This window comes from Kribbella sp. NBC_00709, from assembly GCF_036226565.1.
In the GTDB taxonomy this organism is placed as follows: domain Bacteria; phylum Actinomycetota; class Actinomycetes; order Propionibacteriales; family Kribbellaceae; genus Kribbella.
Genome location: NZ_CP108996.1, coordinates 5,758,056 through 5,776,692, shown reverse-complemented (window position 1 = coordinate 5,776,692; position 18,637 = coordinate 5,758,056). Strand labels below are relative to the sequence as shown.

Sequence of the window (18,637 nt, the reverse complement as noted above, 5' to 3'; positions counted from 1 at the left end):
CATTATCGAGTACTGCCGGGTGACGTCGACACTGCCGAGGTGCAGACCTATCGCCAGCTGTTCTCGGTCCCGGAGTTCCGGGTGCTGTTCGTGACGAACTCGCTCAATGTCGCGGCCGGTTCCGTCGCGAGTCTGGCCCTGGGGACCTTGACCTACACCCAGACCGGCTCCCCCGTCCTCAGTGCGTTCGTGATGTTCGGAGGGCCGCTGGTTCGTCTCGTGTCGTCGTGGTTCTTGCTCAGCTTGGCGGACCTGCTCCGTCCGCGGACGGCCTTGATGGTTGCCCTCGGCGTGATGGCTGCAGGCAACATTCTGCAGGCGATCCCGGGCGTGGCGATCGGCCTCCGGTTGATGCTGCTGATGGTGCCTTGGATCATCTTGTCCGCGACCTCAGGTACGTTCGGCGCCTTGCTCTCCGACGTGGTGCCCGAGGGCGGATTCGTCTTCGCCCGGGCGACCAGCAACCTGGCGACGGGTGCGATGCAGATCGTCGGCTTCAGCATGGGCGGGGTGCTGCTGCTGCATTTCAGCCCGACGGAGTTGTTCGTCGGCTCCGCGGCAACGAACCTGCTCGCGCTGCTGATGTGTCGTTGGGGGATCAGCAACAGAGAACCTCGGGCGCGGGGCCGGGCTGTACGTCGGAGCCGCGCCGTCAACCGATTGCTGCTCGGATCGCCGGTGCTGCGCCCGGTCTACCTGGCGCTCTGGCTGCCCAACGGACTGATCGTCGGTTGCGAGGCGTTGATCGTTCCGTACTCGGGCGCGCGGGCCGGCTTTCTGTTCTCGGCGACTGCCGTCGGCATGCTGGTCGGAGACATCGGGATGGGGCGGTTCGTCCCGCAGGCATTCCGGGATCGGCTGGTGGAACCCGCCCGGCTGCTCCTGGCTGCGCCGTACCTGTTGTTCCTCCTGCAACCGTCGTTCGCACTCGCTTGCCTGCTCGCGGCCGTGGCCTCGGTCGGGTACAGCGCCAGCCTTCCGTTGCAGGAGCGGCTGATGACGTGGACAGCTGCAGACATTCGTGGCCAGGTGTTAGGGCTCTACGCAGTGGGGACGAGCTCGATGCAAGGAGTTGGCGCGGTGCTGGCCGGCGGCCTCGCGAGCCTCCTCGGCGGCGGCAGCCGAGCCGCGGGACTGGGCATCGGCCTGGCCGCGACAGCATCCTTCCTGGTCACCGTCTCGCTGATCCCGGGTCTCCGGAGGAGCCGGCAGGACCGCCGGGTCGTGATGGTGGGACCGTCTCGAGACCGGGAGGACTTCTGACGAAGGCGTTGGATGCACAGCACCTTGTGGTCAGGCGTTGTCCAGGTGGTCCGTGAGTTGGTGAAGGGTGGATTGGAGGCGGCGGACCTGATTCTCCGTCATACCGAGGGACTCGCCGAGGTGGCACTGGGCCTCGTGGAGGACGGGCTTCAGAGCTTCGCCGGCGGGGGTCAGGGCGACGGTTACCGAGCGCGCGTCCGTGGTGGAGCGGTCGAGGGTCAGGAGGCCGCGGTCGGACATGCGGCGGAGTAGTGGGGTGAGGGTCCCGTGGTCCAGGCGGGTCGCGCGGGCGATGTCGCCGATGGGGCTGCGGCCGATGCGGGTGAGGGTGACCAGGACGAGGTACTGCGGGTAGGTCAGGCCGTGCGGCTCGAGCACCGGGCGGTACAGGGCGGTGACCATCCGGGACAGCGAGTACAGGTCGAAGCAGAGCAGGTCGCCGAGGACCCGGTCGTCCGCCGGACCTGTCGCAGTCGCGCGGCGGCTGGTCTCGGTCATCGCTTCCTCCTGTGGTCGGCGTCTCACCCGGTGAGGGCTTGACGAAAGGATATCTTGTGCACAATTATCTTGTACACAAGATAACTTCCGAAGGAGATCGCAATGCCGACTCGTACCGCGCGCACCGCTTGGAACGGCACCTTGGAGCAGGGCTCGGGCCAGGTGGAACTGAGCAGTTCGAAGGCGGGGACGTACGACGTGTCGTTCCCGAAGCGTGCCGCCGAAGACGCGGGTGGTGCGACCAGCCCGGAGGAGCTCATCGCTGCCGCTCACACCGCGTGCTACGCGATGTCGCTCAGCGCGGAGATCGCCCAGCGTGGCGGCACTCCGCAGGCGCACGAAGTACAGGCTGACGTGACGCTCGGCCCGGACCAGGCGAACGGCGGGTTCAAGCTCACCGGCATCAAGCTCACCGTCCGCGCCGAGGTCGACGGGCTGGACGCGGCGGGCTTCGCGGAGGCGGCCCAGGCGGCGAAGGCGAACTGCCCGATCAGCAAGGCCCTCGCCGGCGTCGACATCACGCTGGACGCAGCGCTCGAGAGCTGACCTCTGAAGCGCCAGCTCGGAAAGCACTGCCCGGAGTCCCCTGCTCTCCGGGCAGTGCTGGCTTTACCGGGCAGTCCCCCGGTTCCACGGCGCGCCGACCTTCCGGTGCGGCATGCTGGGTGCCTCCTCACGAAGGAGCGTTCATGGACTGGAGAGATCTGCCGCTGGAAGAGTGTCCGCGTGGGAGCGAAGTGGAGATGCTGCAGTTCGCCGTGGACAGGGTCCGGAAGCAGTTCGCGTGGAAGACCGGTGGGCTCGATGCCGAGCAGCTACGTCGCCGGCATCCACCCTCGACGCTGACGCTCGCGGGTTTGATCAAGCACCTGGCGTTCGTCGAGGACGGCTTCACGGCGCGGGCCGCGGAGCAACCATTCGGGCCGCCGTGGGACACCCGGAGCTGGGTCGAGAACGACCGGTGGGTATGGGAATCCGCGGTCACCGACGACCCGCAGGAGCTCTACGCCCTCTGGTACGGCGCGGCCGCGCGCTCGCGTGCCGCCTGGCAGCAGCTGAGTGCGGACGGTGGTCTGGACGTGGTGGTCCCGGACCCGGACCCCAAGTGGTCGTCGAACCGCCGACGGTTCCTCATCGACCTGCTCGAGGAATACCTGAAGCACACCGGCCACGCGGACATCCTGCGTGAAGCCGTCGATGGCGTGACAGGCAACGATCCTGATTGAGCCGGCGAAGCTCGCAGCCGCCCTGGCGACGTCGTACGGCGTGCACCTGGCCGAATCGACCGAGATCCAGGCCGGGACTGCGACCACGAACTTCCGCGTCGTCGACGACACCGGACGGCGATGGTTCGCGAAGGTGTACCGCGGGCAGCTCCAGCGCGAACGCGCGGCGATCGAGCTGGCGGAGTTCGCTCGCCTCGGCGGCGTCCCGGTGCCCGAGGTACGGCGGACTCTCGACGGCGAGCTGATCGACGAACGGGCGCCGATGTCGTTGTGGGAGTTCGTCGACGGCGAGACGGCCGAAGGTGGGATCTCGGGAGCGCGCTGGTCGACGGTAGGGACTGCCTTGGGCAGGCTGCATCGGCGCCTGGCTGAACATCCAGCGGCGGCGCCGGCGTTGCGTGCGGCGGTCGGAGTCCGAGATATCGGCCGCGCGACGCGGGACTTCGATCAGCTGATCGCGAAGTTCCGGGCACGCGAGTCGTTGAGCCCGTTCGAGGAATGGGCGTGCGAAGCGGCCGAGGAACGGCGAGCACTGCTCCAGCGGGCCGGCGCGATCCTGGCGAGCTTGCCGGAGTTGACGGTGCAGGTGATCCACGGCGACCTGGCCTCGCCGAACCTGCTGATGCGCGGCGACGAGGTCGCAGCGGTGATCGACTTCCAGCCACCACGCCCACGCTTCACCTCCTGGGAGATTGCGCGGATCGGTTGCGACCCGCGGACGGTGCTGCTCGGGGACGAATGGATCGACGGGCTCGCCGAGTTGCTCGTCGCGTATCGGGACGAGCAGCCGGACGCCCGCGTCGACGATCTCGTGTCGACGGTCGCTGTCGGCTGCGCATACACACTGGGATCGACCTTCCCGTTGGCCGAACCGCCTGATGCCGTGACGCCGTCGCTCGAGCTCTACGCGCGGGCGCGGCATGACACAGCACTGCGGATGCTCGAACGGCTCACCGACGTACACGACAGGTTGCGCGACCGGCTCAGCGCCGGCGGATGAACACAATCGTCACGCCGGGATCGACACCCGGAACAGACGCTCGGCATTGCGCAAGGACTCGGTCACGACCGCTTGGCCGTTGGCGATCATGTCCCGCTGGTACGACGCGAGGTCCTCGCCGGACGTCAACGCCCGCGTGAGTCTCGCGGCATCCCACAGCGCGGTATTGGCGCCTGCTCCCGCGGCCGGCGTCATCGGATGCACCGCGTCGCCCAGCAGCGTCACGTGCTCCGACGACCAGGACGGCACGTCGATGCACGTCCGCAGCGTGATCGGGAAGGCCGCATCAACCTCCGCGGCATCGACCAACGAGCGGATCGCCGGATGCCAATCGACGACCGAGCGCGTCACGATCTTCCACAGCTCAGCCGGGCTCATCGCGAACAGCTCCTCGTCCGACGCACCGAGCACCTCGTTCGTCCCGGTGAGCACGGCCATCAGATAGTCGCCGTACTCCTCCGGGCGCTCCCGGAACACCACCGGACCGAAGGCCACGCCCGTCCCCGCACCGTCGCTCGCGAAGCAGAATCCTCGCAGGAACGCCGGCGGCGCCATCGCGCGGACAGCCGTTGTCAGCGGCACCTTCCCGTAGATGCAGCGCACCCCGATGTCCACCACGTCGAGCTCGGGGAGCAGGTGCCCGCGCACTCGCGAGCCGACGCCGTCGGCACCGACGAGCACGTCGGCGACCGTGGAAGTCCCGTCCGCAAAGGAGATCTCGACCCCGTCGGGCGTCTCGACATACGACTCGAACTGCTTGCCGAACTCGAGCACGTCGTCGAGCCCGGTCATCAACGCCCGCCGGAACGCATACCGATCCACTGACGTCACGGCGTCCGGACCGGCGACCGGGAACTCCTGCTCGAACTGGGCGTTCAACTGCGCGTCGAACCCGGCCACCAGATCACCCGGCCGTGTCGCGGTCGCGATGACCCGATGCCGCACGGCATCCGGCAGCACCGCGGCCAGCGCCTCCTCCCCCACCTCGCTGATGTGGATCCGATACCCCTGGTTGCGGTGTCGCGGTGAGGGGTCGCGCTCGAACACCGTCACGTCGACGCCCGCCTTGAGCAGCCCCTGCGCCAGCGCCAGCCCGCCGATGCCGGCACCCATGATCGCTACCTTCATCACTGCTCCAATCATCCATGCATCAAGCTTTATCATCCGTCTGGTTGATTAAGTTAGCACACCGGATGGCAGTCCGCTAGGATGGGTTTCGTGCGGAGATCACCGGGACCCGACGAGCGGCAACGGGACGCCGAGCGCACCAGGCAGCAGTTGCTGGACGCGGCGGTGGTCGAGTTCGGCGCGCACGGGTTCAGCGGTGCGCGGGTCAGCGAGATCGCCGCCAGAGCCGGCGTCAACAAGCAACTGATCTCGTACTACTTCGGCGGCAAAGAGGGCCTCTACAAAGCAGTCGCCGAGCGCTGGCGGGCCGGTGAGCCGACGATCGCCGCGGACGCGGAATCACTCGGCGAGGTGGTCGCCGCCTACGCCCGTACGTCGATCGCGAAGCCTGACCTGCTCCGGCTCCTGGTGCGGGAGGCGGTCGATCGCGACACCAGCGCACTGGATCCGGAAGGGCAGCGAGCCCGGTTCCAGAGCATGGTCGACGATTTCCGGCAGCGGCAGGCCGACGGTGAGCTCGCCGCCAACCTGGACGCGGCCTACACCGGTCTCGCGCTCTTCGGCCTGGCGGCGGCCCCGGTGGTGTTCCCGCAGATCGCCAGGGCGCTCGGCCTCGACCCGGACAGCGAGGAGTTCGCGGCGAAGTACGCCGAGGAAACGACGCGCCTGGTCGAGCACTTGAAGGAGGACTAGAGCGCGCCCGAGATGGCGCGGTTGCGGAGTTCGGCCTTGTAGGCCTCGAGGGCGATCAGTTCGCCGAACATCCGGTTGTACTCGTCGGCGCGGTCGATCGGGTTGGTGCGCTGCAGCTTCGACTTCAGATCCTGGATGCGGCGTGCGCAGGTCAGTTCCTGCAGGCGAGCCAGCAACGCCTGCGCGTACTGCTCGTCCGGTTCGCGGCCGAGTCGCAACGGGTCCACAGCCAGTGCGCCGACGACCGCGGCCGCCGGATCGTTGCCGATGGCATCGCGCACGGCTACTACCCAGGCCTCACCTGGCGGTGCGGCGGACGGGCCACCGGCCTTCGCCATCGCGGCCCGGATCGCGCCTAGCCACGGATGGGTGAAGTCGTGGTCGTCGAGCTCGTCGAAGGCGACACCGACCAGCGCCGGGTGCTGCATTGCGACCTTCAGTGCGTCCCACTCGATCACGAACCGCTGATCCCGCGGCGACGGGATGTCGGTACGCCGGACCGCCGGCTGCGAAACTTCTCCCGAAGCTACAATCTGAGCCTTTGCTTGTACTTGCGCCTGCCCCGAAGTTGACCCCTGCCGAGCGGCGGCGCGGTAGACCTCGGTGCGGACCTGGTCCTCGTCCATGCCGAGGTGGCCGGCGAGTTCGCGGGTGAAGGCGTCGACCTTCGACCGGTCGCGGATGCTGATCACCAGCCGTGCCGCGTCGCGCAACGCGTCGACCCGTGTGTCGGCCCGGTCCAGGTCGTACTTCGACAGCACGTTCCCGAGCACGAACCGGTACAGCGGGACGCGCCGGCCGATCAGCTCGCGGACCGCGGCGTCGCCCTTCTCCAACCGCAGATCGCACGGGTCGAGACCGTCCGGCTCGACCGCGACGTACGTCTGCGCGGCGAACGCCTGGTCCCCTGCGAACGCCTTCAAAGCGGCCCGCTGACCGGCCTCGTCACCGTCGAAGGTGAAGATCACCTCGCCACGGAACTGGTCGTGGTCGAGCAATAGCTGCCGCAGCACCCGCGCGTGATCGTCGCCGAACGCCGTACCGCAGGTGGCGACCGCGGTCTGCACTCCGGCCAGGTGGCAGGCCATCACGTCGGTGTAGCCCTCGACGACCACGGCCTGGCGGCCCTTCGCGATCTCGCGCCGGGCGAGATCGACGCCGTACAGGACCTTGGATTTCTTGTAGATCGGGGTCTCGGGCGTGTTCAGGTACTTCGCTTCGATCCGGTCGTCGTCGAACAGCCGCCGCGCACCGAACCCGATCACGTCCGACGACGCGTCCCGGATCGGCCACATCAGCCGGCCGCGGAACCGGTCGTACAGCCCGCGCTGCCCGTCGGCGGACAGACCGGACGCGACCAGCTCGGCGTTGGTGAAACCGCGGCCGCGCAGATGGTTGGTCAGTACGTCGCCACCGCGCGGCGAGAACCCCACGCCGAAATGGACGGCGGCGTCCTTGTCGAAACCGCGCTTGTCCAGGAACTGCCGTCCGGGCCCCGCCTCGGCGGCGCCGAACAGCTGGTCGACGTAGAACTCGGCCGCGACCTTGTGCGCCTCGACGAGCCGGGGCCGCTGGTTACCCGGTCCGCGCTGGACCGGCGCACCGGAGTCGTCGTACCGCAGCTGGATGCCGACCTTCGAGGCCAGCGTCTCGACCGCCTCGGAGAACGTGATCTGGTCGATCTTCTGGATGAAGTCGATGACGTCGCCGCCCTCTTGGCAGCCGAAGCAGTAGAAGAACCCGCGGGCCGGCGTCACGTTGAACGACGGCGACTTCTCGTCGTGGAACGGGCACAGCCCCTTCAGGTTGCCGCCGCCGGCGTTCTTCAAGGTCACATACGAGCCGACGACATCGTCGATCCGGGCCCGCTCGCGCACCAGCGCGATGTCCTCTTCCTTGATCCGGCCTGCCACCCCGTGAGTCTAGCTGGACCGATCACATAGGTTGACGGGTATGCCACGAACTCTGCGCCCTGGTCAGCGGTCCGAGTTGTACGTCGTCGATGTGACGAGTGGGGAGCACCGCCTGGTGTTCAGCTCGTCGGAGATCCTCTTCGAGGCGCCGAACTGGACGCCGGACGGAGTGCTGGTGGTGAACGGCAACGGGAAGCTGTTCCGGGTGGACGACGAACTCCAGGAGATCGAGCTCGGCGGAGTGCCGGACATCAACAACGACCACGTGGTCAGCCCGGACGGGCGGACGGTCTACGTCTCGGCGGACGACGGGCATCTGTACGCCGTACCGATCGAAGGCGGTCCTGGGCGCCGGGTGACGAACGATCGCGGACCGGGATTCCATCACTATCTGCACGGGGTCTCGCCGGACGGGACGACACTGGCCTACATCGGTCTCGAGAATCGTGACGGCCGGCGGATCACCAATGTGTGGACGATTCCCAGCGCCGGTGGCGCCGACGTGCAGGTGACGGACGACGAGTTCGCCGACGACGGGTCGGAGTACAGCCCGGACGGCAAGTGGATCTACTTCAACTCCGAGCGCGCCGGGCAGGCGCAGTTGTTCCGGATCGCGGTCGGCAGCGGTGAGGTCGAGCAGTTGACGAACGACGAGCGCGTCAACTGGTTCCCGCACCCCGCGCCGGACGGCTCGGCAGTCGCCTACGTGAGCTTCCCGCCCGGCACCGAAGGGCATCCGGCCGACATCGACGACGTACGTCTCCGCCTGTTGACCGAGGACGGCGTCCGCGAACTCACGCAGCTGTTCGGCGGCCAGGGCACGATGAACGTCCCGAGCTGGTCGCCGAACAGCACGCAGTTCGCATACGTCACCTACCCGATCTAAACCTCGGACAGCTCGATCGAGGTGTCGGCGAGGCGGGCCGGGTCGACCTGCTTGCCGGAGCGGATGAGCTCGCGGACCGCGTCGAGACCGGTGTCCCACAGGTTGACGTGCATGCCGGCGAGGACGTGGTTGTCGTCGGCGAGCCAGAAGACCAGGTAGGCGCCGGACTTCGGGTCACCGCGGAAGACGACGTGGTACGACGCGCCGTGCGGAATGTCGCCGGCGTACTCCATGCCCAGGTCGAACTGGTCGGTGAAGAAGTACGGGATCGCGTCATGGGCGACGTCCTGGCCGAGCATCGCCTTCGCGGCCGTCTTGCCGGTGTCCTTCGCGTTCTGCCAGTGCTCGACGCGAACCGGGCGGCCGTACAGCGGGTGGTCCCAGCGGACCACGTCACCGGCGGCGTACACGTCCGCCACGGACGACCGCAGATCCGGACCGGTGACGATGCCCGAGCCGTTGTCCGGCGTCGCGACCTCGATCCCGGCCGCCTCGGCGAGCTCTGTGTTCGGCCGGACGCCGACGCCGACGACCACCAGGTCCGCCGGAAGCACCTCGCCGCCGGACAGCCGGACCCCGGTCACCTTGCCGGCTCCCTCGAACCCTTCGACGCCGGTCCCGAACCGGAACTGCACCCCGTGCTGCCGGTGGAACTCGGCGAACACCTCTCCGACCTCTTCACCGAGCACGGACGCCAGCGCGGTGGACTGCGGCTCGACAACCGTCACCTCGCAGCCCCGTTCGCGCGCGGCCGACGCGGCCTCGAGCCCGATCCAGCCGGCGCCGACCACGACCACGCGCGGCTTGGCGGCGTACGCATCGGTCAGCGACTGCGCCTCCTCGGCGGTCCGGAGGTAGTGCACACCCTCAAGGTCAGCGCCCGGTACGTCGAGCTTGCGGACGCGGCTGCCCGTCGCGATCAGGAGCTTGCTGTACGACACCTGCGAACCCTCGTCCAGCGTGACCGTGTGGGCGGCCGGGTCGATCGCGGTGACGGTGGCGCCGAGGCGGAGGTCGATGTGGTTGTCGTCGTACCACTGCTGGTCGTGCAGCTGTGCGGACTCGGTCCCCTTCTTGGCGAGCAGCACATCCTTCGACAACGGAGGTCGCTCGTACGGCAGTGACTGCTCACTGCCGATCAGGACGATGCCGCCGTTCCAGCCCTCACCCCGAAGGGTCTCGGCCGCGGTCGCACCCGCGAGGCTCGCACCGACGATCACGATCTGCTCTGCATCAGCCATAACAGGACCTTAGACCCCGCGAACTCTTGCCGCGCGCGGCCGGGATGGCTAATTTATCGCAGGACATCATACGTCCTATGTCCTGCCCGGGAGAGTCATGCGCGTACTCACACCGGCCCGCCTCGTGGCCGCCGCCCTCTTGATGTTCAGCACTCTCACAGCCCCCACCGCACATGCCGGCGGGGAGGCACCGTTCGTCGACGACTCCGTGCTGTTCCAGCAGAAGACCGAGGGGTACTCGTGCTTCCGGATCCCGGCCGTGGTCCGTGCGACCGACGGCGAGGTGCTCGCGTTCGCCGAGGGCCGGGTCGCGGACTGCGGTGACGACGGCGACATCGACATCGTGCTGAAGCGGTCGTCGGACGGCGGCAAGACCTGGGGTCCGCTCCAGGTGGTGTCCGACGGCAACGGCAGTACGCACGGCAACCCGGTGCCGATCGTCGACCAGAAGACCGGCCGGATCGTGCTCGTCACCACACACAACGGACCAGAGCCCTGCACCAACGGCTGCGACCGCGATCCGTACGTCCAGACCAGCGACGACTTCGGCGCCACCTGGACCGCACCGCGTGAGCTGACCGACGCGAAGCTGCCGAGCTGGAACTTCTGGTACGCGACCGGCCCGATGCACGGGATCCAGCTCGAGCACGGGCCGCACGCCGGCCGGCTGATCGTCGGCGCGACCTACGAGACGTACGACGGCGTCGGCAAGCACGTCTACGGCGGCCATCTCATCTACAGCGACGACTCCGGTGAGACCTGGCACATCGGCGCGACCCTGTCCCGCGACGACGGCAAAGTGGTCGTCGGAGAGATCACCGTGGTCGAGCTGACCGACGGCCGGATCTACGCGTTGGCACGCGAGCGCGGTACCGATCCGGGCAACCGCGCGTACACCATCAGCAGCGACGGCGGCGCGACGTTCGACGCTCCGTTCAAGACGATCCCGCAACTGGTGGTGCCCGACGTCCAAGGCTCGCTGCTGCGGTTCAGCGCTAGGAACGACGGCGATCGGCGGAACCGGATCCTGTTCTCGGCGCCGGCGCATCCGGCCGCGCGCGAGGTGATGACCGTGCGGTCGTCGTACGACGAAACGCGGTCGTGGGACACGTGGCAGCAAGGCAAGGTCTTCTACTGGGGACCATCGGCGTACTCCGACATGGTGCGACTGGACGGGGATCAGGCTGGGCTGCTGTACGAAGCCGGCGTCGCGAGCCCGTACGAGACGATCCGGTGGGCGCGGTTCAACGAGGCGTACCTGTCGACACCGAACGGGACGCCGCCGGGGATCCCCGGTCCGCCGGCGCCCGGGCCGCGGACGGCCGACGTTGGTCCTGCCCACAATCCGGCGTACGTCCGCGGTGGGGCGACTGTTGCCGCAGGCAAGTTCGGGAACGGGCTGGCGATGGATGGGGTGGACGACTACGTCGAGGTGCCGTTCGACCGGTCGATCGACCTCGGCGCGGACGACTTCACGATGATGACGTGGATCAAGTACGGCGCGACGACGGGATCACACGCGATCCTCTGGGCCTATCGCACCGGCTCCGGGACCACGCCACAGGTCTGGCTGCGGGCGGAGCCGGAGAGCAATCGCATCCGTGCCTTGCTGGCGGTCGACCGCTACAACGTGACGGTCCAGTCCACGTCGGCGTACAACGACGATCAGTGGCATCACGTCGTACTCCAACGGGTGAAGGGGAAGCTGCGGTTGCTGGTCGACGGTGTCGAGGTCGGCTCCGCGACGGCACCCGCCGGTTCGGTGACCGCGGGCAAGGAGTTCGGCGTGCAAGGCATTCACGTCGGCCAGCGGGTCGACGGCGCCAACCGTTTCCAGGGCACGCTCGACGAGGTCCGTGTCTACCGCCGAGCCCTCTCCGACAACGAACTCCAACAGATCCGCGAAACCAACAAGCCGATCCGCTCGCAGCTAGGGCTGGATCTTCCCCTCGATCAGGTGGGCATGCCGGGTCAGGGCTGAGGGGTCGGTGAGGGAGGCGACCTGGTCGACGATGACGCGGAGGCGGGCGTTGTCGTCGTCCGCGTCCGCGAAGTCGGCGCGGAACGGCGCGTCGAGGTGCTGCGGAGCGGTCTTCCACAGGGCTTCGACGAGCTCGGTGAGCAGCTCACGCTGGGTGGCTCGGCGGGCCTGCCGTTCGGGCGAGTTGAGGACGTGGAACATACCCACGCCCTTCAGCAGGCCGATCTCGGTGCGGATGCCGTCGGGGACGATCAGGTCGGCCTCGTAGCGGATCAGCCGGGAGCGGCCGAAGACGGCGTGCGTGGCCTGCTCGGCGGCGGTGGCGAAGCGGCCGATGAGCTGGCTGGTGACGTCCTTGAGGCCGCCGAGCGCACGCCGGCTGTCGTCGAACGCGGCAGCCGGCCAGTAGTGCAGCGACTGCAGCCGCTCCCAGCCCTCGTCCAGCTCCGCATCGGTTGCCTCCGGCAAGTACATCTGCCGGACCGTCTGCCAGTACGGCGCGCGGTCCGCCTCGACCGCGGCGAGGTCGAGGTGATGGGCGACGATCGCGTCCTCGACGTCGTGCACCGAGTACGCGACGTCGTCGGCGAAGTCCATCACCTGCGCCTCCAGGCAGCGCCGCTCCCCCACGCCCGGACGCAACCAGGTGAAGACGGCGAGATCGTCGTCGTACACCCCGAACTTGCGCTCGCCGGAGCGCCGCGGCCACGGGTACTTCGTTGCGGCGTCGAGCGTCGCGCGGCTCAGGTTCAGCCCGACGCTGCGGCCCTCGGCGTCGAACGTCTTCGACTCCAGCCGGGTCAGCAGCCGGAGCGTCTGCGCGTTGCCCTCGAAGCCGCCGATGTCCGCCGCGACCTGGTCGAGCGCCCGCTCCCCGTTGTGCCCGAACGGCGGATGCCCGAGATCGTGCGACAGGCAGGCCGCGTCCACGATGTCCGGATCGCAGCCGAGTGTGGCCGCCAGCTCGCGCCCGATCTGCGCGACCTCGAGACTGTGGGTCAACCGGTTGCGGACGAAGTCGTCGCTGCCGGCCGTCACCACCTGCGTCTTGGCCGCCAGCCGCCGCAACGCCGCACTGTGCAGCACGCGCGCGCGATCACGCGCGAAGGCGGTCCGCCCCGGCCGCTTGACCGGCTCGGCGACCCATCGCTCCGCGTCGTGCTCGTCGTACCCCTCATGCTGCTTCCTCATCACTGCACACAGTAGCCGCGAGCACCGACAGTTTCGCGACCCTCAGATGGCCACGCAGTAACGCATCCAGAGCACGCCGTCCTTGAAGACCTCCGTGCCGACGTGGCGCAGGTCGAGCCGGCGGGTGTCGTGCCAGCGCTCGCCTGAGCCGACCAGCACCGGGTGGACGAGGAGGGCCAACTCGTCGATCAAGCCGAGCTCTAGGCAGGCTCGTAGCAGCGCGCCCGAGGAATCGACTCGCACGGTCTGGATGCCCCGCCGGCCCAGGACTGCAAGGACTTCGGCGAGGTCGACGCGGTCGTAGCCAGTGACAAGTTCGCGTGTCGTGGCGTCCGGCGGGCGCGCCGGGGTTTGGTCGGCGTACAACGCGAGCACATCGGACCAGTAGCCGAGGTCGCGGAGTGAGCTCCAGCAGCGGAGGCGGGCTCGGCTGTCGACCACCGCCAGCAATGGGCCGTCCGCCCGCGGGCCACGTCCGGGAGCAGCGAGCACGTCGGACTCCTGGGCGAGGATCGTGTCCGCGCCGACCAGGGTCACGTCCTCCTGCCAGAGCGTCGCCAGCGCATAGAACCGCGCGAGGTCGACGTCGAACCCCGACGCCACCCCGTCCAGCGAGACTGCCAGCTGAGCCACCACGTGCATACGCCAAACCTAGGGACGACCACCGACAAACCGATTGCAGAGACTCCTTTGCAGAGACTACTCTGCATTCATGCGACGGATCGATGCCCGGAGTCTGCGCGGACTCGCCCACCCGCTCCGGATGCGCATCCTGGAGGCGATCGAGCTCGACGGACCGGCGACGTCGAGCACCTTGGCGACGAGGCTCGGCGAGAACACCGGCACGATCAGCTGGCACCTGCGGCTGCTCGCAGAGCACGGATACCTCGAGGAGGATCCCGACCGCGGCACCAAGCGGGAGCGCTGGTGGCGCATCCCCGATCGCACCGTCCTCGACCCCTCCGAGTTCCTCGACGATCCCGAGACGCGGCGGGCGCTCGGCGTGTACCTCCGCGATCTGGTCGAGCGGTACTACGACCGTGTCCGCGCGTACGTCGACGAGGACTGGCCAGGTGAGTGGCAGCAAGCGGCCACGCTGTCGGACTGGCGCGACCTCCAGCTCACCCCGTCGCAGCTGCGCAACCTCAACGAAGAGCTCGCCGCAGTCATCGACCGCTACACCGAAGGCGAGGCCGCCTCGGGCTCCGAGCGTGTGATCGTGCAACTGCAGTCGTTCCCGCGTCGCTCATGAGTTTGCTGCGAACGCACCGCGACTTCCGGCTGCTCTGGATCGGCGAGACGATCAACCGGTTCGGCAGCGCGATCTCGTCGGTGGCGTTGCCGCTGGTCGCCATTTCGATGCTCGATGCAACAACCTTCGAGGTCGGCCTGCTGACCGCGGCCGCGTGGGCGCCCTGGCTGCTCATCGGTCTGCCGACCGGCGCCTGGATCGACCGGGTACGTCGCCGTCCCGTCATGCTCGTCTCCTGCGTTGCCTCTGCCGGCCTGTTCGCGATGGTTCCGCTGTCCGGCGACGTCCTCAGCGTCCAGCTGCTGCTCGCTGTCGCGGTGCTGGCCGGTGCCGCATCGGTCGTCTTCCAGACGGCGTACACCGCGTATCTGCCGACGCTCCTGGACCCGAGCGACCACGCCGAGGGCAATGCGAAACTGCACGGCAGCGCGTCCGCCGCGCAGATCGCCGGGCTGGGCTGCGGCGGTCTCCTGGTGCAGTTCGCCGGCGCGGCGAACGCACTCTTGGTCGATGCAGCCAGCTTCCTCGCCGCACTCGGCTGCCTCGCCGCGATCCACTACCGAGAACGCCGGACGACGAATCCTCGACAGCCCGGCGCCATCCGGGCGGGCATCAGGCTGGTCGCGCAGGACGTCTGGCTGCGCACGCTGACGATCTTCGGCGCGGTCTCGAACCTCGCACTGATGGGCTACCAGGCGATCATCGTCGTCTTCCTCGTCCGCGAAGCCGGCCTCACCGCGGGCACGGTCGGCACCCTGATCGCGGCAGCATCAAGCGGTGGAGTCGTCGGCGCGTTCGTCGGCCGGCATGCCAGCCAGTTCGGTACGGCGAGGGCGCTGCTGCTGTGCGAACTCGGCCTGCCGACGCTTGCCCTGCTGATCCCGCTGAGCGGCGCGAGCCCGTGGTTCTACCTGGTCGGCGCGTTCGGCGTGAGCCTGGGCGTCGTCGGCGGAAACGTCGTGAAGGCGACCTTCCTCCAGTCGTACTGTCCGCCCGACCTCTTCGGCCGCCTCACCGCGACGACGGCGTTCGTCAACTACGGCACCATTCCACTTGGCGCTCTCCTCGGTGGAGCGCTCGGCCAGACTCTCGGCCTGACTCCGGCGCTCTGGATCACGACAGCCGGCGTACCGCTGGCCGGTCTTGTCCTGATCGCCTCACCGATGCGCCGGCGCCGTGATCTGCCGACTCAGCGGGGCAGCGTCGTGCCCGCTGTGGCGGTCGACTCCAACCGCGAGCGGATGGCCTGACGGGCCAGCTCGTACGCCATGCCGCCGTCGTCGTGCAGGATCGACGCGAGGTTGGCGGCCTCGTAGTACGCGTTCAGCTCGAAGGCCAACTGCTTGGCGTCGGCCTCCAGCTCGCCGTTGGCGACGGCCGACTGGACTGCATCCTCCAGCAATCCCATCCACTCGAAGTGGACAGTCAGGAGCGCGTCGTGGACGGCGCCGGTACGCGCGGCGTACTCGTGGGAGACCTTCTGGAAGAAGCAGCCGCCGGGGAACACCCGCCGCTGCGAGTAGTCGAGCCAGTGCTCGCTCAAGGACCAGACCCGCCCGAGGCCGGGCTCCACCTCGAAGGCCGGCGTCACCACGTTGTCGGCGTAGATCCGCCGCGCGGCCCGGATCGTCGACAGCTGCAGCTCCTCCTTGGAGCCGAAGTGCGCGAACAGCCCGCTCTTGCTGATCCCGAGCTCGGTCGCGAGCCGGCCGATCGACAGCCCTTCGAGCCCGTCGACCGACGCGATGTCGACCGACCGGCGCAGCACGGCGCGGCGGGTCTGATCACCCCGCACCAACCGTCCGTCGACCTTCTCCACGACTCCCGATCCTAGTTGCCCTCGACGATGACTTCGTGCAAAAGTAATAGTACGACCGTTCGTACAGTTAGGGGAGGATGTTCATGCAGAAGCTGATCGGCGCGGGACTGCGGGCCATCGGAGCGGTATCACCACGGCTCGGCGGCCGGCTCGCGTTCGGGCTCTGGCGCCGTCCGCTCGCCCGCGGTCAGGTCCGCGACAGCGAGCGTCCGGTCCACGACGCGGCCCGGGTCGAGGACGTGGACGGCGTGGTCACCTATGCCTGGGGCGACGGCGCGCGGCCGGTGCTCCTCGTCCACGGCTGGCGGTCACGGGCATCGCGGTACGCCGCATTCATCACCCGCCTGCTCGAGCTCGGGTACAGCCCGGTGGCGTACGACGCTCCGGGGCACGGCGACTCCCCCGGGCCGATCGTCTCGATCCTCGGGCACCAGCGAATCATCCGCGCGCTCGAGGAGCGGCACGGACCGTTCGAAGGCGTGATCGCACATTCGCTCGGCGTGCCGTTCGCCCTGTACTCGGTGAAAGAAGGCGTCGCCGCGAAGCGGTTGGTGATGGTCAGCGGTGTCGCCGACTTCGGGTACCTGGCCGACTCGTTCTGCCGGACTCTCGGGCTGGGACCGAAGGTCAACAAGCGGCTGCGGCGCGAGATCGAGCAGGGGTACTTCGACGGCGACCACACCATCTGGAACCGGTTCTCGGTCGCGACCGGAAAGGCGCCGTTGCTCGTGATCCACAACGACGAGGACGACGTCGTGGACCCCGAGCAGGCGCGCGTACTCCTGCTCAACTACGGCACGCAGGCACACTTCCATCCCACCAGCGGCCTCGGCCACAGCCGGATCCTGCAGGACCCGGCCGTGATCGCCGAGGCAGTCGCCTTCCTCCAGGACTCAGATGTCCCGGAAGGTCTCGATCTGAGCGCCTAGCGAGTTGAGCCGGGTGGCGAGGTCCTCGTAGCCGCGGTTGATCACGTAGACGCTGCGCAGGACCGACGTACCCTTCGCGGCCATCATCGCGATCAGCGTGACGACGGCCGGGCGGAGCGCCGGCGGGCACATCATCTCGGTGCCGGAGAAGTGCGTCGGCCCTTCGACCATGACACGGTGCGGGTCGAGCAGCTTGACCCGGCCGCCGAGCTTGTTCAGGTCGGTCAGGTAGATCGCCCGGTTCTCGTAGACCCAGTCGTGGATCAGCGTCTGCCCGGTCGCGATCGCCGCGATCACCGCGAAGAACGGCAGGTTGTCGATGTTCAGCCCCGGGAACGGCATCGGGTGGATCTTGTCGATCGGCGCGTGCAGCTTCGACGGGCGGGTGGTCAGGTCGACCAGCCGGGTCCGGCCGTTCTCGGCCAGGTACTCCGTACTGCGGTTGTAGTCGAGCCCCATCTCCTCGAGCAGCGCGAGCTCGATCTCCAGGAACTCCACCGGCGCCCGGCGGATGGTGATCTCGGACTTGGTCACGATCGCCGCGGTGAGCAGGCTCATCGCCTCGATCGGGTCCTCCGACGGCGCGTAGTCGACGTCCACGTCGATGTCCCCGCGGCCGTGCACGGTGAGCGTCGTCGTACCGATGCCGTCGATCTTCACGCCGAGCAGGTCCAGGTAGAAGCACAGGTCCTGGACCATGTAGTTCGGGCTGGCGTTGCGGATCACCGTCACGCCGTCGTACCGCGCGGCGGCCATGATCGCGTTCTCGGTCACGGTGTCGCCGCGCTCGGTCAGCACGATCGGCTTGCCCGGCGTGATCGCCCGGTTGACCAGCGCGTGGTACTGCCCGCCGGTCGCCTTCACCTCGAGGCCGAACGGACGCAGCGCGGTCAGGTGCGGCTCGACGGTGCGCGTGCCGAGGTCGCAGCCACCGGCGTACGGCAGCTCGAACGCGTCCTCGCGGTGCAGCAGCGGGCCGAGGAACATGATGATCGAGCGGGTCCGGCGCGCGGCCTCGGCATCCATCGAGCTCAGGTCGAGCTGCGCCGGCGGGACGATCTCGAGGTCGCCGGCGTCGTTCAGCCAGGTGGTCCGGACGCCGATCGAGTTCAGTACTTCGAGCAGCCGGTTGACCTCTTCGATGCGCGCGACCTTGCGCAGCGTGGTCCGGCCCTTGTTCAGCAGCGAGGCGCAGAGCAGCGCGACGCCGGCGTTCTTGCTCGACTTGACGTCGATGGAACCGGAAAGTTGCCGGCCGCCGGCCACACGGAGGTGGACCGGACCGCCACCGAGAGAGACAATTTCTGAATCGAGCGCCTCGCCGATCCGGGCGAGCATCTCGAGGGTGAGGTTCTGATGACCCTTCTCGATCCTGTTCACCGCACTCTGGCTGGTGTTCAGTACTTCCGCGAGCTGCGTCTGCGTCCAGCCGCGATGCTTGCGGGCGTCCCGGATGAGGTTTCCGATCCGGCTCAGGTAGTCATCGGTCATGCGCCGGACCTTATCTCACATGTGAGATACCTCTGCACCGACCCGCCGGTGCCAGCGTAGCGAATGTCACGCACGCCCCCGGTCCGAGGTCGCAAGGACCCGTGTGACCTGGTGAAACGCCCGCAG

The 18,637-nt window shown here is 68.4% G+C and carries 18 protein-coding genes; 10 read left to right on the top strand and 8 right to left on the bottom strand.

What is annotated here, in order from left to right:
- The first annotated feature begins 39 nt into the window (after nucleotides 1–39).
- Complete coding sequence (locus OHA18_RS28490; protein WP_328998392.1) at nucleotides 40–1,263, top strand: hypothetical protein; 1,224 nt, start codon at nucleotides 40–42, stop codon at nucleotides 1,261–1,263.
- A gap of 30 nt (nucleotides 1,264–1,293) precedes the next feature.
- Here the strand turns inward: OHA18_RS28490 and OHA18_RS28485 are convergent, their stop codons facing one another.
- The gene (locus tag OHA18_RS28485; RefSeq protein ID WP_328998391.1) at nucleotides 1,294–1,761 is read right to left on the bottom strand and encodes a MarR family winged helix-turn-helix transcriptional regulator; all 468 of its coding nucleotides are present in this window, start codon (nucleotides 1,759–1,761) and stop codon (nucleotides 1,294–1,296) included.
- Nucleotides 1,762–1,863: 102 nt separating this feature from the next.
- Between OHA18_RS28485 and OHA18_RS28480 the strand changes: the two genes are divergently transcribed.
- The 3 genes from OHA18_RS28480 to OHA18_RS28470 all read left to right on the top strand — a co-directional run bounded on the left by OHA18_RS28480 (nucleotide 1,864) and on the right by OHA18_RS28470 (nucleotide 3,987).
- Nucleotides 1,864–2,307, top strand: a complete 444-nt coding sequence (locus tag OHA18_RS28480; RefSeq protein ID WP_328998390.1) for an OsmC family peroxiredoxin — start codon at nucleotides 1,864–1,866, stop codon at nucleotides 2,305–2,307.
- 143 nt (nucleotides 2,308–2,450) lie between these two features.
- On the top strand, nucleotides 2,451–2,987 hold the full coding sequence (locus tag OHA18_RS28475) for a mycothiol transferase (protein ID WP_328998389.1): 537 nt from the start codon (nucleotides 2,451–2,453) through the stop codon (nucleotides 2,985–2,987).
- A 40-nt stretch (nucleotides 2,988–3,027) separates the two neighbouring features.
- Nucleotides 3,028–3,987: a phosphotransferase enzyme family protein gene (locus OHA18_RS28470; protein WP_328998388.1), complete on the top strand. Its 960-nt coding sequence runs from the start codon at nucleotides 3,028–3,030 to the stop codon at nucleotides 3,985–3,987.
- A 9-nt stretch (nucleotides 3,988–3,996) separates the two neighbouring features.
- Here the strand turns inward: OHA18_RS28470 and OHA18_RS28465 are convergent, their stop codons facing one another.
- Nucleotides 3,997–5,115, bottom strand: coding sequence for an FAD-dependent oxidoreductase (locus OHA18_RS28465; RefSeq protein ID WP_328998387.1), 1,119 nt, complete (start codon nucleotides 5,113–5,115; stop codon nucleotides 3,997–3,999).
- 90 nt (nucleotides 5,116–5,205) lie between these two features.
- Here OHA18_RS28465 and OHA18_RS28460 point away from each other — a divergent pair, with 90 nt between their 5' ends.
- Nucleotides 5,206–5,808, top strand: a complete 603-nt coding sequence (locus OHA18_RS28460; protein WP_328998385.1) for a TetR/AcrR family transcriptional regulator — start codon at nucleotides 5,206–5,208, stop codon at nucleotides 5,806–5,808.
- Here OHA18_RS28460 and dnaG read toward each other — a convergent pair.
- Nucleotides 5,805–7,721, bottom strand: a complete 1,917-nt coding sequence (gene dnaG, locus OHA18_RS28455; RefSeq protein WP_328998384.1) for a DNA primase — start codon at nucleotides 7,719–7,721, stop codon at nucleotides 5,805–5,807. The two genes, OHA18_RS28460 and dnaG, sit on opposite strands and share 4 nt — an antisense overlap.
- A 40-nt stretch (nucleotides 7,722–7,761) precedes the next feature.
- Here dnaG and OHA18_RS28450 point away from each other — a divergent pair, with 40 nt between their 5' ends.
- Complete coding sequence (locus tag OHA18_RS28450; protein WP_328998383.1) at nucleotides 7,762–8,607, top strand: TolB family protein; 846 nt, start codon at nucleotides 7,762–7,764, stop codon at nucleotides 8,605–8,607.
- Here OHA18_RS28450 and OHA18_RS28445 read toward each other — a convergent pair.
- Nucleotides 8,604–9,848 carry an NAD(P)/FAD-dependent oxidoreductase gene (locus tag OHA18_RS28445; RefSeq protein WP_328998382.1) on the bottom strand — a complete coding sequence of 415 codons (1,245 nt, stop codon included), beginning with the start codon at nucleotides 9,846–9,848 and terminating at the stop codon, nucleotides 8,604–8,606. The two genes, OHA18_RS28450 and OHA18_RS28445, sit on opposite strands and share 4 nt — an antisense overlap.
- A gap of 97 nt (nucleotides 9,849–9,945) precedes the next feature.
- On the opposite strand from OHA18_RS28445, the gene OHA18_RS28440 reads away from it, so the two are divergent.
- Complete coding sequence (locus OHA18_RS28440) at nucleotides 9,946–11,829, top strand: sialidase family protein (protein WP_328998381.1); 1,884 nt, start codon at nucleotides 9,946–9,948, stop codon at nucleotides 11,827–11,829.
- Here the strand turns inward: OHA18_RS28440 and OHA18_RS28435 are convergent.
- Nucleotides 11,779–13,020 carry a deoxyguanosinetriphosphate triphosphohydrolase gene (locus OHA18_RS28435; protein WP_328998380.1) on the bottom strand — a complete coding sequence of 414 codons (1,242 nt, stop codon included), beginning with the start codon at nucleotides 13,018–13,020 and terminating at the stop codon, nucleotides 11,779–11,781. The genes OHA18_RS28440 and OHA18_RS28435 overlap by 51 nt on opposite strands.
- A 42-nt stretch (nucleotides 13,021–13,062) precedes the next feature.
- Nucleotides 13,063–13,662 (bottom strand): dihydrofolate reductase family protein, encoded by a 600-nt coding sequence (locus OHA18_RS28430; RefSeq protein ID WP_328998379.1) that lies wholly within the window; start codon nucleotides 13,660–13,662, stop codon nucleotides 13,063–13,065.
- 70 nt (nucleotides 13,663–13,732) lie between these two features.
- On the opposite strand from OHA18_RS28430, the gene OHA18_RS28425 reads away from it, so the two are divergent.
- Together OHA18_RS28425 and OHA18_RS28420 are read left to right on the top strand one after the other, a co-directional pair.
- A complete protein-coding gene (locus tag OHA18_RS28425; RefSeq protein ID WP_328998378.1) occupies nucleotides 13,733–14,272 on the top strand; it encodes a helix-turn-helix domain-containing protein in 540 nt (179 codons plus the stop codon).
- A complete protein-coding gene (locus tag OHA18_RS28420) occupies nucleotides 14,269–15,522 on the top strand; it encodes an MFS transporter (RefSeq protein WP_328998377.1) in 1,254 nt (417 codons plus the stop codon). The genes OHA18_RS28425 and OHA18_RS28420 overlap by 4 nt, the downstream gene beginning before the upstream one ends.
- Here OHA18_RS28420 and OHA18_RS28415 read toward each other — a convergent pair.
- Nucleotides 15,462–16,091, bottom strand: a complete 630-nt coding sequence (locus OHA18_RS28415) for a TetR/AcrR family transcriptional regulator (protein WP_328998376.1) — start codon at nucleotides 16,089–16,091, stop codon at nucleotides 15,462–15,464. The two genes, OHA18_RS28420 and OHA18_RS28415, sit on opposite strands and share 61 nt — an antisense overlap.
- A gap of 83 nt (nucleotides 16,092–16,174) precedes the next feature.
- Here OHA18_RS28415 and OHA18_RS28410 point away from each other — a divergent pair, with 83 nt between their 5' ends.
- Nucleotides 16,175–17,020 (top strand): alpha/beta hydrolase, encoded by an 846-nt coding sequence (locus OHA18_RS28410; protein ID WP_328998375.1) that lies wholly within the window; start codon nucleotides 16,175–16,177, stop codon nucleotides 17,018–17,020.
- Here the strand turns inward: OHA18_RS28410 and OHA18_RS28405 are convergent.
- Nucleotides 16,985–18,511 carry a helix-turn-helix domain-containing protein gene (locus tag OHA18_RS28405; protein ID WP_328998374.1) on the bottom strand — a complete coding sequence of 509 codons (1,527 nt, stop codon included), beginning with the start codon at nucleotides 18,509–18,511 and terminating at the stop codon, nucleotides 16,985–16,987. The genes OHA18_RS28410 and OHA18_RS28405 overlap by 36 nt on opposite strands.
- Nucleotides 18,512–18,637: the final 126 nt, after the last annotated feature.

Excerpts from the sequence above, each read along its gene's own strand:
- OHA18_RS28450 (WP_328998383.1), top strand. The coding sequence starts at position 7,762 with ATGCCACGAACTCTGCGCCCTGGTCAGCGGTCCGAGTTGTACGTCGTC.
- OHA18_RS28430 (WP_328998379.1), bottom strand. The coding sequence starts at position 13,662 with ATGCACGTGGTGGCTCAGCTGGCAGTCTCGCTGGACGGGGTGGCGTCG.
- OHA18_RS28410 (WP_328998375.1), top strand. The coding sequence starts at position 16,175 with ATGCAGAAGCTGATCGGCGCGGGACTGCGGGCCATCGGAGCGGTATCA.
- OHA18_RS28435 (WP_328998380.1), bottom strand. The coding sequence starts at position 13,020 with ATGAGGAAGCAGCATGAGGGGTACGACGAGCACGACGCGGAGCGATGG.
- OHA18_RS28440 (WP_328998381.1), top strand. The coding sequence starts at position 9,946 with ATGCGCGTACTCACACCGGCCCGCCTCGTGGCCGCCGCCCTCTTGATG.
- OHA18_RS28465 (WP_328998387.1), bottom strand. The coding sequence starts at position 5,115 with ATGAAGGTAGCGATCATGGGTGCCGGCATCGGCGGGCTGGCGCTGGCG.
- OHA18_RS28445 (WP_328998382.1), bottom strand. The coding sequence starts at position 9,848 with ATGGCTGATGCAGAGCAGATCGTGATCGTCGGTGCGAGCCTCGCGGGT.
- OHA18_RS28485 (WP_328998391.1), bottom strand. The coding sequence starts at position 1,761 with ATGACCGAGACCAGCCGCCGCGCGACTGCGACAGGTCCGGCGGACGAC.
- OHA18_RS28420 (WP_328998377.1), top strand. The coding sequence starts at position 14,269 with ATGAGTTTGCTGCGAACGCACCGCGACTTCCGGCTGCTCTGGATCGGC.
- OHA18_RS28475 (WP_328998389.1), top strand. The coding sequence starts at position 2,451 with ATGGACTGGAGAGATCTGCCGCTGGAAGAGTGTCCGCGTGGGAGCGAA.
- OHA18_RS28405 (WP_328998374.1), bottom strand. The coding sequence starts at position 18,511 with ATGACCGATGACTACCTGAGCCGGATCGGAAACCTCATCCGGGACGCC.
- OHA18_RS28425 (WP_328998378.1), top strand. The coding sequence starts at position 13,733 with ATGCGACGGATCGATGCCCGGAGTCTGCGCGGACTCGCCCACCCGCTC.
- OHA18_RS28480 (WP_328998390.1), top strand. The coding sequence starts at position 1,864 with ATGCCGACTCGTACCGCGCGCACCGCTTGGAACGGCACCTTGGAGCAG.